This is a genomic window from Roseateles sp. P4_D2 (assembly GCF_056401875.1).
Genome location: NZ_JBFUIM010000008.1, coordinates 31,528 through 45,596 on the forward strand (window position 1 = coordinate 31,528; position 14,069 = coordinate 45,596).

The window sequence follows — 14,069 nt, forward strand, 5'->3', positions numbered from 1 at the left end:
GCCCAGTTTATGCCCCTGTCCGACGCCGATTACCACGCCAAGGCCCACGCCCTGCTCGCTCGCATCGAGGAGCAGATCGATGCCTGGCTCGAGGCCGACGTGGTGGACATCGACACCCATCGCACCGGTGGCCTGCTGGAGCTGAGCATGCCCGGAGGCAGCAAGATCGTGCTGAACACCCAGCCCCCGCTGCAGGAGATCTGGCTTGCGGCGCGCTCGGGCGGCTATCACTTCAAGTGGGACGGCTCGCAATGGGTGGACCGCGAAGACCAGGAATTCCTCGCGCGCCTGTCGCGCTGCGCAAGCGAGCAGGCAGGCCAGGCGCTGGCGTTCAGCACCTGAGCCGCTATCTCTTGAAGAGGTCCAGGATGGACTTCTTCTCGTCCTCGGTCGCCGCGCCAGGTACCGCCGCGGGTTCGCTGGACAGTTCACGCACGCCGTTGCCGGTTGTGTATTCCTCGTAGAACCACTCGCCATTGACGTTGACGATGCCTTCCGGCGGCGTGATCTCGTCGACTGGCTTGCTCTTCAGTGCAAAGCCCATGTACTCGATCCAGACCGGCAGGCTCAAGCCTCCGCCCGTCTCGCGGTCGCCGAGCTTGCGCGGCTGGTCATAGCCGATCCACACGATGGCGACGAGATCCTTCTGGTAACCGGCGAACCAGGCATCCATCGAATCATTGGTCGTGCCGGTCTTGCCATAGATGTCGGGGCGCTTCAGCGTCGCCTGGGCGCGGGCCGCCGTGCCGCTGCGCGTGACCTCCTGCAGCAGGCTGCTCATCAGGAAGGCGTTGCGTGGCTCGATGGCGCGGGTGTCGTCGCTCAGCGTGACGGGCAGGGCTTCGTAGAGCAGCCGGCCCTTGTTGTCGGTGATCCTGGCGATGAGCTGCGGGCTGACGCGATAGCCGCCGTTGGCGAACACCGCATAGCCCTGGGCCATCTGCATGGGCGTCACCGAGCCGGCGCCCAGGGCCATGGTCAGATAGGCGGGGTGCTTCTCGGCCTCGAAGCCGAAGCGCGTGATCCAGTCCTGCGCGTAGCGCACGCCGATGGAGTGCAGCACGCGAATGGAGACCATGTTCTTGGATTTGGCCAGCGCCGTGCGCAGCGGCATCGGGCCTTCGAACTTGCCGTCGTAGTTCTTGGGCTCCCAGGGCTGGCTGCCGGTCGTGCCGGCGTCGAAGAACAGCGGCGCATCGTTGACGATGGTGGCCGGCGTGAAGCCCTTCTCCAGCGCCGCCGAGTAGATGAAGGGCTTGAAGCTCGAACCCGGTTGACGCCAGGCCTGGGTCACATGGTTGAACTTGTTCTTGTTGTAGTCGAAGCCGCCGACCATGGCGTGCACCTGGCCGGTCTTCGGGTCCAGGGACACGAAGGCGCCCTCGACCTCGGGCAGTTGGGTGACGGTCCACTCGCCGCCGTCCTTCTGCTTGGCGCCCTTGACGACGCGGATGACGGCGCCTCGGCGGATGCGGGTCTTGGGATTGCCCTTGTCGGACAGGCCGGAGGTGGCAGGCTTGAGACCTTCGCCGATGATGGCGATCACGTCGCCGCTTTGCAGCACCGCCGTCACCTTCTTGGGATCGGCCTCCAGCACGACGGCGGCAAGCAGCTCGTCATTGGCAGGGTGGTCGGCCAGCACCAGCGCGATGCGCGCGTCCAGTTCCTTGGCGTCGCTCGGCAGATCGGCATAGGCCTCGGGGCCGCGGTAGACCTGGCGCTTCTCGTAGTCGAGGATGCCACGGCGCAGCGCGCGGTAGGCCGTGTTCTGCTCGGCGCTGTTCAGCGTCAGATAGACGTTCAGCCCTCGCGAATAGGCTTCGTCGCCATACTGGCTGAAGATCAGCTGGCGCGCCGCCTCGGCGACGAACTCGGCATGCGATACCGACTCCTGCACCGGGCGGATGCGCAGCTTCTCGGCCTTGGCCTCATCACGCTGCTCCTCGGTGATGTAGCCCGTCTCATACATCCGCTCGATGATGTATTGCTGGCGGATGTTGGCGCGGCGCGGGTTGTTGATGGGGTTGTAGGCCGACGGCGCCTTGGGCAGGCCGGCCAGCATCGCAGCCTCGGCGATGCTGAGCTTGTCCAACGTCTTGCCGAAGTAGATCTCGCTGGCTGCTGCGAAGCCATGCGCGCGGTGGCCCAGGAAGATCTGGTTCATGTAGATCTCGAGGATCTTTTCCTTGGACAGCGCCGACTCGATCTTCAGCGCCAGCAGAATCTCGTAGATCTTGCGCGTGAAGGTCTTTTCCGTGGAAAGGTAGAAGTTGCGCGCCACCTGCATCGTGATGGTCGATGCGCCCTGGCTGCGCGACTCGCCCACATTGGCCAGGCCCGCGCGGATGATGCCCAGGTAGTCGACGCCGCCATGCTGATAGAAGCGTGCGTCCTCGATAGCTAGCACGGCCTCCTGCATGACCTTGGGAATCTCGCGGATTGGCAGGTAGTTGCGGCGCTCCTCGCCAAACTCGCCCAGCAGCACACCGTCAGTGGACAGCACGCGCATGGGCAGCTTGGGTCGATAGTCCGTCAGACCACTGATGTCGGGCAGGTTGGGATAGGCCAGGGCCAGACCCAAGGCCAGCAGCAGGCACACGGCCGCGATGCCGCCTGCCACGACGCCCAGAGCCCACAAGGCCCAGCGACCGAGGCGGGAGCTCAGGCCGGAGACGGGACGGGAGGTGGGTGTGCCGGCGGGCGAAGGACTGGGTGCAGCAGAGCGGGGCTTGTCGATCATGAGCCGGCGGGGCGCGCCCGCGGGCGCGTTGGGAGGAGGCGGCGGATTATAGGAAGCGCCGCCTCGGCATCCTTGTATACCCGCGCACGCATCAAACCGTGTGCCAAACGACCGCTTCACATGTGTTTTTCAGTAGCTTGCAAGTTGGTTGAATCGTGTATGTTTAGCAACGTGGCGTTACCAGCTCGCGCCGAATTTCCGTTCGGCGTCAACGGCTTTGCTGCTAGCATTCAAGTAACTTATTAATAGTCCGATACGTAACTCGCGTGTCGGGAACAAAGGGCATGGGAATACTTGACGCACTTTTGGGTCGCAAGCACCCCCCCCTGATTGGCCTGGATATCAGTTCATCCAGCGTCAAGCTGGTGGAGCTGAGCCAGACCAAGAGCGGTGAATTCGTGCTCGAGCGTTTTGCCAGCGAGCCCTTCGAGAAGGGCTGGATTGCTGACGGCCAGATCGAGAAGTTCGACGAGGTAGCCGACGCGGTCCGCCGTGTCGTTGCGCGCAGCGGCAGCAGGACCCGCGACGCCGCCCTGGCCATGCCGCAGTCGGCCGTCATCACCAAGAAGATCATGTTGCCCGCCGGCTTGCGCGAGGAAGAACTCGAATTGCAGGTCGAGGCCGAGGCCAACCAGTACATCCCGTTCTCGCTGGACGAGGTCAGCCTGGACTTCTGCGTCATCGGCCCCAGCCCCACGTCGGTGGGCGATGTCGAGGTGCTGATCGCCGCCTCGCGCAAGGATCGCGTGCAGGACCGCCAGGGCCTAGCTGAAGCGGCAGGCCTGCGTCCCGTGGTGCTGGACATTGAGTCCCACGCCTCGCGCATGGCCATGGGCCGCCTCATTGCCGCCTTGCCCAACGAAGGCAAGGACGCGCTCGTGGCGCTGTTCGAGATCGGCGCCGACACCACCAGCCTCAAGGTGCTGCGCGACGACGAGCTGCTTTACGACCGGGACCAGTCTTTTGGCGGATCCCAGCTCACACAGCTCATCTCAAGGCAGTACGGTTTCTCCTTCGAAGAGGCCGAGCAGAAGAAGCTCGCCAACGAACTGCCCGAGGATTACGAGAGCAGCGTGCTCAACCCCTTCGTCGACAGCCTGTCTCAGGAAATCGGTCGGGCGCTGCAGTATTTCTTCACCAGCACGCCGCATCACAAGGTGCACTACGTGATGCTGGCCGGCGGCACGGCCACTCTGCCCGGTCTGAAGGAGCGAGTGACGGACCTGACGGGCTTCGCCTGCATGGTGGTCAATCCCTTCGAGAACATGGCCATGGGCTCGGCCGTGCGCGAGCCCAAGCTGCGTCGTGAGGCGCCGTCCTATCTGACCGCCTGCGGCCTCGCGATGCGGAGGTTCTTCCAGTGATCCTGATCAACCTGCTGCCGTATCGCGAAGAGCGGCGCAAGCGGCGCAAGGCTGCCTTCTTCGCCGGCCTGGGCTTTGCTGGCCTGGTCGGCGCCGGCCTGGTGGTGGCGGCCTACTTGATGCTGCAGTTCCTGACTGCGGAGCAGCAGTCGCACAACCAGTACATCCAGAGCGAGATTGCGCGGCTGGAGGCCCAGATCAAGGACATCGCCGATCTGAAGGCCGAAATCGAGTCGCTGAAGGCACGCCAGCGTGCCGTCGAGGACCTGCAGACCGATCGCAACACGCCTGTGCAACTGCTCAATGATCTGGCCCGGCTCGCGCCCGAAGGCATCTATCTGACGGCCATCAAGCAGGACGCCAAGCTCGTCACCATCAGCGGCATTGCCCAGACGAACGAGCGCGTGTCCGAATTCCTGCGCAACGTGTCGCGCAGCTCGGAATGGCTGGAGAAGCCGGATCTCATCGAAGTCAAGCTGGCCAATGTCACGACCAACACGCGTGACCAGCGGCGCCTGCTGGACTTCTCGATGAAGGTCTCGATCAAGACCCCGCCGCGCGAGGCTGCGCCGGGTGCCGCAGCGCCGAAGAAGAGCTGATCGCCCATGGCCACCTCCACATCCAAGTTCGACCTGAACGCCTGGTTCGCCGATGTCGCGAGCCAATTCCAGGGCCTCAATCCCAAGGAGCCCGGCCAGTGGCCGCTGCTGCCCAAGCTCGCAGCCTCGCTGGTCGTGATGCTGGCCGTTGCCATCGCCGGCTATGTCTTCGTGCTGTCCGACGTACAGGCGGGCCTGGAGGCAGAACGGGACCGCGAACCGCAGCTGCGCCAGGACTATCACAACAAGCTGGGCCAGGCCGTCAACCTGCCCGAGTTGCGCAAGCAGAAGAGCCAGGTCGAGGAATACGTGACCCAGCTTGAAAAGCAGTTGCCCGGCAAGGCGGAAATCGATTCCCTGCTGTCCGATATCAGCAGCGCGGGCGTCGGGCGCGGCCTACAGTTCGAGCTGTTCCGGCCCGGCCAGGTGCTGATCAAGGACTATTACGCCGAGCTGCCGATCGCGGTCAAGGTGTCGGGCCGCTATCACGACATCGGCGCCTTTGCGGCCGACGTGTCGAATCTGTCGCGCATCGTCACCTTGCACAACCTCGTGGTCGTGGCACCCGCCGGCCCGCGCGACGCGAACGGTCCCCTCAGCATGGAAGCCACGGCACGCACCTATCGCTACCTGGATGCCACCGAAGTCGCCGAGCAGAAGAAGGCCGCGACCAAGACGGCGGGAGGCAAGAAATGAAGCGTCTGCTGATGCCCCTCGCCGTGCTGCTGCCGCTGGCTGGTTGTGGCGGCGACATGGATGAGCTGCGCCAATGGATGGAGCAGGAGCGCAAGGAAGCCAAGACCACCGTCACGCCGCTGCTGCCGCCCAAGAAATTCCTGCCCCAGCCGTATGAGTCAGCGGCCGGCGTGGATCCCTACAGCCCGCAGAAGCTCAGCGTCGCGATCAAGCAGGAAGCCGCCCAGCCGAATTCCCTGCTGACGGCCGAAATCAGCCGTCGCAAGGAGCCGCTGGAGGCCTATCCGCTGGACGGCATGGCCATGGTGGGCAGCCTGACGCGCGACAACCGTCGCTACGCGCTGTTGCGCGTCGACAACCTGTTGTATCAAGTCAAGGCCGGGGACTACCTCGGCCAGAACTTCGGCCGCATCACCAAGATCAGCGAGACCGAGATCACGTTGCGAGAAGTCGTCCAGGACGCTGCGGGCGAGTGGATCGAGCGCACCAGTACCCTCCAGCTACAGGAGAAGGGACGATGAACAAGACACCGCAGGAGAATAAGTCGATGGGCCGTGGCTGGTTGGTGGGATTCGCACTCACGTTGCTGGCCGCGCCGGCGGCTTGGGCACAGACGCAGATACGCTCGATCAATACCAGCCAGCAGGCGGGTGTGGAGGTCGTGCGGATCGAACTGAGCGAGCCCTTGCCGGCCCTGCCGACCGGCTTCACGATCCAGGCACCGCCGCGCATCGCCATCGATCTACCGGGCGTCACGAACGGTGTCGGTCGCAACCAGATCGACATCAACCAGGGAAATCTGCGCTCGGCCAATGTGGCGCAGGCGGGCGAACGCTCCCGCATCGTGCTGAACCTGCGCCATGCATCGGGCTACACGGCCAAGCTGGAAGGCAGTGCACTGGTCATCGTGCTCGACCCGGCGCCTGCGCAGCCCTTGCCCCAGGCCCAAGCTCCCGGCGAACCGGTCCATTTCGCACAGAGCCTGAACGCCGCACCTCAGCCGCTGCGCGATATCGACTTCCGTCGCGGCGCGGACGATGCGGGCCGCGTCATCGTCAACCTGCCCAGCAACCAGGTCGGCGTCGACATCCAGCAGCAGGGCCATGGCCTGGTGGTCGAGTTCCTGCGTTCCAGCCTGCCGGAGAACCTGCGTCGCAAGATCGACGTGACCGATTTCGGCACCCCTGTGCAAACCATCACCACGAGCCAGGTCGGCGATCGGGTGCGCATGCTGGTCGAACCCAAGGGCAGCTGGGAACACAGCGCCTACCAGAGCGACAACCAGTTCGTCCTGGAAGTCAGGCCGCAGAAGGTCGATCCGAACAAGCTGACCCAGGGGCCCGGCTACGCGGGTGACAAGCTGTCGCTGAACTTCCAGAACATCGAAGTCCGGGCACTGTTGCAGGTCATTGCCGACTTCACCAACTTCAACGTCGTCACCAGCGATACCGTGACCGGCAGCGTCACGCTGCGCCTGAAGGACGTGCCCTGGGATCAAGCGCTGGACATCATCATGCAGGCCAAGGGCCTGGGCCTGAGGAAGTCCGGCAATGTGCTGTGGATCGCGCCCAAGGAAGAGCTCGCCACCAAGGAGAGGCTGGACCTTGAGGCCAAGGCCGCCATCGCCCAGCTCGAACCGCTGCGAACCCAGTCCTTCCAGCTCAACTATGTGAAGGCCGAGGACCTTGCCAGGGGCTTGACCGGTCAGGGCATCACGTCCTCCGGCAGTGGCGGTTCCAGCGGTGGCAGCAGCAGCAGTAGCAGCGGCAGCAACAGTGGTACCGGCACCCGCATTCTTTCGACGCGCGGCAGTGTCATCTTCGAGCCTCGTACCAACCAGCTCTTCGTCTCGGACGTGCCGAGCAAGCTCGAAGAGATCCAGGCCATGATTGCCAAGATCGACATCCCGGTGCGCCAGGTGCTGATCGAGGCACGCATCGTCGAAGCCAACGACAAGTTCGGGCGCTCGTTGGGCGTCAAGCTCGGCGCGAACGACCTGCGCGGGCAGCAGGGAGGCATCCCGGGCTATAGCGTCGGTGGCGGCAACTACGTGACCGTTGGCGGCAACTACAACGGCATCGGCTCACAGACCAACCAAGGGGTCACGGCCAATTACAACAACACCCAGTTCGTCAACCTGCCGGCGAACGTGTCGTCCGACGCGTTCAGCGGCGGCACGGCAACCCAGGTCGCGCTGTCGCTGTTCAGTGCCACCGCCAACCGCTTCCTGAACCTTGAGCTGTCGGCGCTTGAATCCGACGGCAAGGGCAAGGTCGTGTCCAGCCCGCGCGTCATCACGGCCGACCAGGTCAAGGCCCTCATCGAGCAGGGCGAGGAGCTGCCCTATCAGGTGGCCACCGCGAGCGGCGCCACCTCCGTGCAGTTCCGCAAGGCCAACCTCAAGCTGGAGGTCACGCCGCAGATCACGCCTGAAGGCAGCGTCATCCTGAACGTGGACGTCAACAAGGACAGCCGCGGTACTTTGACGCCCCAGGGCTATGCGATCAATACCAAGCATGTTCAGACGCAGGTGCTGGTCGAGAACGGCGGTACGGTCGTCATCGGCGGCATCTACACCCAGGACGAGGGCGAGACCGTCAACAAGGTACCGCTGCTGGGCGATGTGCCTTTCCTGGGCAACCTGTTCAAGAACAAGACCCGCACGACCTCGAAGACCGAGCTGTTGATCTTCCTGACGCCCAAGGTGGTCAGTGAGCGGTCAACGGTGCGCTGAGGATTCACCGAATTGACGATGTGTCAGCTGCGCTGGCTACACACGGGAGTGAGCAGAGATGTTGAAGTTTGATGTTTGGAGCCGGACTGCGGTTCGCGCGTTGTTGGGTGGTGTGCTCGCTGCAGCGCTCACGGCCTGTGGCGGTGGCGGTGGAAGCGCCGGAACACCGGTCTTCGATCCCCCGGCATCCACCCCGTCGGGCGCGGCGAGCGCCGTGGCGGCCGACCTCGTCGTCGTGCTGAACAAGGCCACGTTGACGAACACGGGGTCCGACTCCATCACGGCGACGGTGACGTCCATCGACACCAACCGCGCCGCGGTCGGCAACGTGCCGGTTACCGTTTCAATCAACGCCAATGCAGTGGTGTCGACAAATAACGCGACAGCGACCAATGCCAGCGGTCAGCTGACGGCCACGATCACCCAGGGCTCCGACACTTCGGTTCGCCCCGTGACCCTGACCGTGACCTCGGGCACTATTACGCGGGCGGTGACCTTCAATGTCGTCCAGCAGTCTTCGACCAATAATCCTCAGGCCAATGACCTGACGTTGACGCTGAGCGCGAGCAATATCAACAACTCGGGCAGCGCAACGATCACGGCCACGGCTACGGCGGTGGACAGCAATAGAAACGCCTTGCTGGGCATTCCCGTGCAGTTGTCGGTGACAGACGCCAGCGCCTTCCTCATCGCACCCTCCAGCACTACAAATGCCAGTGGGCAGGTAACCGGTACGGTCAACATCGGGCAGGACCGCTCGAATCGCACCATCACAGTCGTTGCGACAAGCGGCAACTTGACGCGCACCGCTGCGTTCCAGGTCATTGGGGCAAACTTCTCGCAAGCCAGCCCGGTGCCGGCCGTTGCGACGGTGGGCGCCGCCGGTACCGTCCAATACACGCTGTCTGACGTGAACAGCAATCCGATGCCGGGCGTGACTATCAATGTCAGCGGCAACGGCGTGACGAGTGCCACGGGGACGACGGACTTGAATGGCGCCTATACGTTCACCTACACCACACCCAACGCCCCGGGAACCAATCTGACGATCAAGGCGGTAGCCGGCGGGCGCGAGTCGCTCGTGACGATTCCCGTCGCAGGCGGCAGCACGACGGTGCCAGTGGCTGGCTCCACGCCTGTCGCGACGGCACTGAACCTGTCTGCCGATGTCGTCACCGTCAACACGTCCTCCACCAACAACCAGGTGACTGTCAGTGCCATCTTCCGCGATGGCAGCAATGCGCCCATCTCCAATGTCCGCGTGCTGTTCGCGGCAGCGGGCGACAACGGGACCGGCAAGATTGGCTCTGGGGCAAACTCCGTTCTGTCAGATGCTTCGGGTACCGCTTCGACGACTTATGCCCCTGGCGCCGTCAGCAGCCCGACGAACGGCGTGACCATTCAAGCCTGCTGGAAGGTCAGCGACTTCGCGCCCGGCGCCACGGCTGGCAGTTGCGTCGCTGCGGGCGGCCAGTTGCTGACCACGACGCTGACCATCGTATCGAATCCGGTGTCGATCTCGATCGGCACGGACAACTCGATCGGTGACGGTGGCGGTGGTCTGACGTATGTGAAAAAGTACGTCGTGCTCGTTGTAGATTCAGCTGGCAATCCCAAGGCCGACGTTCAGATCACCCCGTCGTTGGATCTGGGTAGCTATTCGAAGGGGTTCTGGGAATACAACGCCGGGAAGAAGCGCTGGGAGCTGACACCTCAAGGCGACTATGTGGCCGTCATTGGTACCGGGGGGTTTACCGTGGGCCAGCTCAACGCCATTTGTCCCAACGAGGATTTGAATCGGAACGGTGTCGTCGATGGCGGTGAGGACGTGAATGGCAACAAGCAGTTGGATCCACGCAAGTCCGATGTCGCGATCACGCTGGTGGGCGCCACCAGGACGGATGCAAACGGCGTCGCTGTGCTTCAGCTCGAGTATCCGAAGAGTCTAGGTACTTGGGTCGACTACAAGATCACGGTCACGGCTGCGGGTGTCCTCAGCCCACCTGCTTACTACCCGATTGGTGTGCCGGTGTCCCTGTCGTCCAAGTCTTACTCCGCGCTTGTGGCCGAGGGCGTCGCTCAAGGCAAGACCTACGCGGCAAGCGTAGTTGACTACCTGTACACCTACGCACGACTGCCGGTCGCTGCAGCAGACCTTTCCAGCGAATCGGCGCCGGCGTTCGTGGTCAGCCCTTATGGCACCAGCAACAGCTGCGCCAGCGCGAAGTGACGTGATCGCCCTTGTGGGCATGCCTGGCGGTGGCAAGTCCACCGTCGGCAAACAACTGGCACGCCAAATTGGCGTGCCTTTTGTCGATTCGGACCATGAAATCGAGCAGCGCATCGGCGGCAGCATCAAGCTGTTCTTCGAGCGCCATGGTGAGGACGCTTTTCGGGACCTTGAGACCGAGGTCATCGCCGAGCTGATCGCACGTCCCGGCGACCGCGTGCTGGCCACCGGCGGCGGCGCGGTGCTGAGAGAGCGCAATCGCGAACTGCTGCATGGCGGTGCGACGGTGCTCTACCTTCGCTCCACGCCCGAGGACCTGTTCCGGCGTCTGCGCCATGACACGACGCGGCCGCTGCTACAGGTGCGCGACCCGCTGGCCAAGCTGCGCGAACTCCACCACCAGCGCGACCCGCTCTACCGCCGCTGCGCGCACTATGTGCTGGAAAGCGCGCGACCTTCGGTGCATGCCCTCGTCAACATGGCGCTGATGCAGCTGGAGCTGGCGGGCCTACTGGACCCGACCCGCGTCGCGGCCACCGTGGGGGCCGAACCGCTTTGACGGCGCCTTGACGGGAGGCGGAGGGCCGCTTGCGAGGTGCCTCTTACACTTGGCCGCATGCCTGCCACCGATACCGTCCGCATTCAGCTCCCTGACGACCGCAACTACGAGATCCGCATCGGTTCAGGCCTGCTGGACGCGCCTGCCAGCTGGCAGCAACTGCCCAAGGCAGCGACGGCTGTCATTGTCAGCAACGAGACCGTGGCGCCGCTGTACGCCGCTCGCCTGCGTGAACGCCTGCTGGCGGTCTACGGTCGCGTCGATCTGGTCGTATTGTCGGATGGCGAGCAACACAAGGATTGGGACAGCCTGAACCGCATCTGCGACCACCTGCTCGGCCAGGCCCTGGACCGCAAGACCGTGTTGTTCGCGCTGGGCGGCGGCGTCATCGGTGACATGACCGGTTTCGCGGCGGCCATCTACATGCGCGGCGTGCCCTTCGTACAGGTGCCCACCACATTGCTGGCTCAGGTCGACTCGTCGGTGGGCGGCAAGACGGCGATCAACCATCCGTTGGGCAAGAACATGCTCGGCGCCTTCTACCAGCCCGCGCGCGTCATCGCCGACCTGGACACCCTGGACAGCCTGCCGGACCGCGAATTGCGCGCTGGCCTGGCCGAGGTGATCAAGTACGGCCCGATCGCTGACGCCGGTTTCCTGTGCTGGATCGAGGACAACCTCGACGCGATGCTGGCGCGTGACAAGGCCGTGCTCGGCTATGCGGTGCGGCGCAGTTGCGAGATCAAGGCCGACGTGGTGGGCCAGGACGAGCGCGAGCAGGGCCTGCGCGCCATCCTGAACTTCGGCCACACCATCGGCCATGCCATCGAAGCGGGCCTCGGCTATGGTGCGTGGCTGCATGGCGAAGCCGTCGCCTGCGGCATGGTGCTGGCGGCCGACCTGTCGCAGCGCATGGGGCTGATGCCGGCCGGCTTCGTCGAGCGCCTGCGCAGCCTGATCGAGAGGGCAGGGCTGCCGGTGCAACCACCCAAGCTGGGCGCCGAACGCTATCTGTCGCTGATGCGCGTGGACAAGAAGGCCGAGGCGGGTGAGATCCGCTTCGTCCTCATCGAGGCGCTCGGCCGAGCCGGCCTGCACTCGGTGCCAGACGCACGCATCGTGGAAACACTGGCAGCGTACGGAGCGGCCTGAGATGTCGACGCCGCGTCCGGCCTACGCCGCTGACCCGGCGCGCAGCCGCGGCCGCCGCCTGCCCGAGCCAGCCGCACCCACGCGCAGCGAATTTCAGCGCGACCGCGACCGCATCATCCACAGCACGGCGTTTCGCCGCCTCGTCTACAAGACCCAGGTCTTCCTCAACCACGAGGGCGATCTGTTCCGGACGCGGCTGACACATTCTCTGGAAGTGGCCCAGCTCGGCCGGTCCATCGCACGCAGCCTGGGCCTGGACGAAGACCTGGTCGAGGCCGTGGCCCTGGCCCATGACCTCGGTCACACGCCGTTCGGCCATGCGGGCCAGGACGTGCTGGACGAGTGCATGCGCGCCCATGGCGGCTTCGAGCACAACCTGCAATCACTGCGTGTCGTCGATCAGTTGGAGCAGCGCTATCCGGATTTCGACGGCCTCAACCTGTGCTTCGAGACGCGCGAGGGCATCCTCAAGCACTGTTCGCGACGGCATGCCGAACTCATCGAGGCCGTTGAACCTGACGGCATCGCGACCCGCTTCCTGCATGGCGGCCAGCCCAGCCTGGAGGCCCAGCTCTGCAATCTGGCCGACGAGGTGGCCTACAACGCGCACGACGTTGACGATGGCGTGCGCTCGGGCCTGATCGAGCTGGAGCAACTGCTGGATGTCGAGCTGGTGCGGGAGCATTGGCGGGCGTCGCTGGATGCGCATCCGGGCCTGGCCGGCAAGCGCCTGCTGTTCGAGACCATCCGCCGCATGCTGTCGGCTCAGGTCTACGACATCATCGACGCCACGCGTGCGGCGCTGGACGAAGCGGCACCCAGCGACGTCGATGCTGTGCGCCGGGCTGAAAAGCCCTTGCTGCGCTTCAGCCCGGAGATGCGCATCAAGAGCACGGCGCTCAAGCGCTTCCTCTTCGCCAACCTCTACCGCCACCCGCAGGTGCAATCCACGCGCAGCCGCGCCGAGCAGGTGCTGCGCGACCTCTTTGCGGCCTATTCGTCCGATGCGACGCAGATGCCGGCGGACTTCGCCGAGCGCGCCGATCGTGAACGAGCCTGTGCTGACTACATTGCCGGCATGACCGACCGGTTCGCCATTCGCGAGCATCAGCGGTTGACGGGCAAGACGCTCTTCTGACGTCACTCCGCAAAATGGGGTCGGAGTCGATTATTCTGGCTGCTCCTGCCGAGGCCGTTGTGCCGACAAGGATGCATTCATGGCCCGTCTACCTCGATTGATCCTGCCGGGTCAGCCTCACCACGTCATCCTGCGCGGCAACAACCGCCAGGCCATCTTCTTCAGCGATCACGACCGCCAGCAGATGCTGGTCACATTGACCGAGGTCGCGGCTCAGTATGGGGTGGCCGTCCATGCCTACGTGCTGATGGACAACCACCTTCACCTGCTGCTGACGCCGCCCGCTGCGGACGCTCTCAGTCGCATGATGCAAGCGCTCGGCCGCCGCTACGTGGCCTGGTTCAACACCCGTCATCAGCGCAGCGGCACGCTCTGGGAAGGTCGGTTCAGGGCAGGCTTGGTCGAGGGCGAACGGCATCTGCTGGCCTGCATCCGCTACATCGAATTGAATCCGGTGCGTGCAGGGCTGTGCCAGGACGCGGCGCAATGGCCCTGGTCCAGCGCCGCTCACCACCTCGGCCTGAACCGCAGCGCGCTGGTCACGGAGCATGAACTGTATTGGTCACTGGGCAACACACCCTTCGAGCGCGAGCATGCCTATCGCGAGTTGATGGACCAGGGTGTCACCCTGCAGGAGCAAGCGCAGTTCACTGAGGCCGTGTTGCGGGGGCGGCCAGTGGGCGGCGCAACATTCCTGAAGGCGCTGGGCGACACCCACCCGAAAGTCGCACTCAAACGGCCGCGCGGACGGCCGCGCAAAACGCCACTGGCATCGTCGGAAACCAAGCCAACCGGAGTGGCGTGACTATGGCCCCATTTATTTAACTTCACCACGTCGATGGGTAATTAATTGACTC

At 64.3% G+C, this 14,069-nt stretch carries 12 protein-coding genes; 11 read left to right on the forward strand and 1 reads right to left on the reverse strand.

The genetic code is table 11. The features are described 5' to 3' along the window. Positions 1–9 precede the first annotated feature (9 nt). Positions 10–342: an iron donor protein CyaY gene (cyaY, locus tag AC1DW0_RS15600; protein ID WP_082532973.1), complete on the forward strand. Its 333-nt coding sequence runs from the start codon at positions 10–12 to the stop codon at positions 340–342. A 4-nt stretch (positions 343–346) separates the two neighbouring features. Here the strand turns inward: cyaY and AC1DW0_RS15605 are convergent, their stop codons facing one another. After that, complete coding sequence (locus AC1DW0_RS15605) at positions 347–2,740, reverse strand: penicillin-binding protein 1A (protein WP_477946771.1); 2,394 nt, start codon at positions 2,738–2,740, stop codon at positions 347–349. Positions 2,741–3,024: 284 nt separating this feature from the next. Between AC1DW0_RS15605 and AC1DW0_RS15610 the strand changes: the two genes are divergently transcribed. From AC1DW0_RS15610 to AC1DW0_RS15655, 10 genes are all read left to right on the forward strand, one after another. Next, the gene (locus tag AC1DW0_RS15610) at positions 3,025–4,104 is read left to right on the forward strand and encodes a pilus assembly protein PilM (RefSeq protein WP_056203284.1); all 1,080 of its coding nucleotides are present in this window, start codon (positions 3,025–3,027) and stop codon (positions 4,102–4,104) included. Beyond that, positions 4,101–4,703: a PilN domain-containing protein gene (locus AC1DW0_RS15615; protein ID WP_056203287.1), complete on the forward strand. Its 603-nt coding sequence runs from the start codon at positions 4,101–4,103 to the stop codon at positions 4,701–4,703. The genes AC1DW0_RS15610 and AC1DW0_RS15615 overlap by 4 nt, the downstream gene beginning before the upstream one ends. Before the next feature lie 6 nt (positions 4,704–4,709). Further along, on the forward strand, positions 4,710–5,399 hold the full coding sequence (locus tag AC1DW0_RS15620) for a type IV pilus inner membrane component PilO (RefSeq protein ID WP_056203289.1): 690 nt from the start codon (positions 4,710–4,712) through the stop codon (positions 5,397–5,399). Then, positions 5,396–5,920 (forward strand): pilus assembly protein PilP, encoded by a 525-nt coding sequence (locus tag AC1DW0_RS15625; RefSeq protein WP_457325321.1) that lies wholly within the window; start codon positions 5,396–5,398, stop codon positions 5,918–5,920. Before AC1DW0_RS15620 ends, AC1DW0_RS15625 begins: the two co-directional genes overlap by 4 nt. Next, positions 5,917–8,133 carry a type IV pilus secretin PilQ gene (locus AC1DW0_RS15630; RefSeq protein WP_457350041.1) on the forward strand — a complete coding sequence of 739 codons (2,217 nt, stop codon included), beginning with the start codon at positions 5,917–5,919 and terminating at the stop codon, positions 8,131–8,133. The genes AC1DW0_RS15625 and AC1DW0_RS15630 overlap by 4 nt, the downstream gene beginning before the upstream one ends. A 58-nt stretch (positions 8,134–8,191) precedes the next feature. Further along, positions 8,192–10,363 (forward strand): beta strand repeat-containing protein, encoded by a 2,172-nt coding sequence (locus AC1DW0_RS15635; protein ID WP_157282031.1) that lies wholly within the window; start codon positions 8,192–8,194, stop codon positions 10,361–10,363. After that, a complete protein-coding gene (locus AC1DW0_RS15640; RefSeq protein WP_056203298.1) occupies positions 10,329–10,922 on the forward strand; it encodes a shikimate kinase in 594 nt (197 codons plus the stop codon). Before AC1DW0_RS15635 ends, AC1DW0_RS15640 begins: the two co-directional genes overlap by 35 nt. Before the next feature lie 57 nt (positions 10,923–10,979). Next, positions 10,980–12,074, forward strand: coding sequence for a 3-dehydroquinate synthase (aroB, locus tag AC1DW0_RS15645; RefSeq protein ID WP_457443057.1), 1,095 nt, complete (start codon positions 10,980–10,982; stop codon positions 12,072–12,074). A 1-nt stretch (position 12,075) separates the two neighbouring features. Then, on the forward strand, positions 12,076–13,212 hold the full coding sequence (locus AC1DW0_RS15650) for a deoxyguanosinetriphosphate triphosphohydrolase (RefSeq protein WP_457389094.1): 1,137 nt from the start codon (positions 12,076–12,078) through the stop codon (positions 13,210–13,212). Positions 13,213–13,291: 79 nt separating this feature from the next. Then, complete coding sequence (locus tag AC1DW0_RS15655; RefSeq protein WP_056203306.1) at positions 13,292–14,017, forward strand: REP-associated tyrosine transposase; 726 nt, start codon at positions 13,292–13,294, stop codon at positions 14,015–14,017. The last annotated feature ends 52 nt before the right edge of the window (positions 14,018–14,069 follow it).

Coding starts and splice junctions, on each gene's coding strand:
- cyaY (WP_082532973.1), top strand. CDS start 10: ATGCCCCTGTCCGACGCCGATTACCACGCCAAGGCCCACGCCCTGCTC.
- AC1DW0_RS15605 (WP_477946771.1), bottom strand. CDS start 2,740: ATGATCGACAAGCCCCGCTCTGCTGCACCCAGTCCTTCGCCCGCCGGC.
- AC1DW0_RS15610 (WP_056203284.1), top strand. CDS start 3,025: ATGGGAATACTTGACGCACTTTTGGGTCGCAAGCACCCCCCCCTGATT.
- AC1DW0_RS15620 (WP_056203289.1), top strand. CDS start 4,710: ATGGCCACCTCCACATCCAAGTTCGACCTGAACGCCTGGTTCGCCGAT.
- AC1DW0_RS15625 (WP_457325321.1), top strand. CDS start 5,396: ATGAAGCGTCTGCTGATGCCCCTCGCCGTGCTGCTGCCGCTGGCTGGT.
- AC1DW0_RS15630 (WP_457350041.1), top strand. CDS start 5,917: ATGAACAAGACACCGCAGGAGAATAAGTCGATGGGCCGTGGCTGGTTG.
- AC1DW0_RS15635 (WP_157282031.1), top strand. CDS start 8,192: ATGTTGAAGTTTGATGTTTGGAGCCGGACTGCGGTTCGCGCGTTGTTG.
- AC1DW0_RS15640 (WP_056203298.1), top strand. CDS start 10,329: ATGGCACCAGCAACAGCTGCGCCAGCGCGAAGTGACGTGATCGCCCTT.
- aroB (WP_457443057.1), top strand. CDS start 10,980: ATGCCTGCCACCGATACCGTCCGCATTCAGCTCCCTGACGACCGCAAC.
- AC1DW0_RS15650 (WP_457389094.1), top strand. CDS start 12,076: ATGTCGACGCCGCGTCCGGCCTACGCCGCTGACCCGGCGCGCAGCCGC.
- AC1DW0_RS15655 (WP_056203306.1), top strand. CDS start 13,292: ATGGCCCGTCTACCTCGATTGATCCTGCCGGGTCAGCCTCACCACGTC.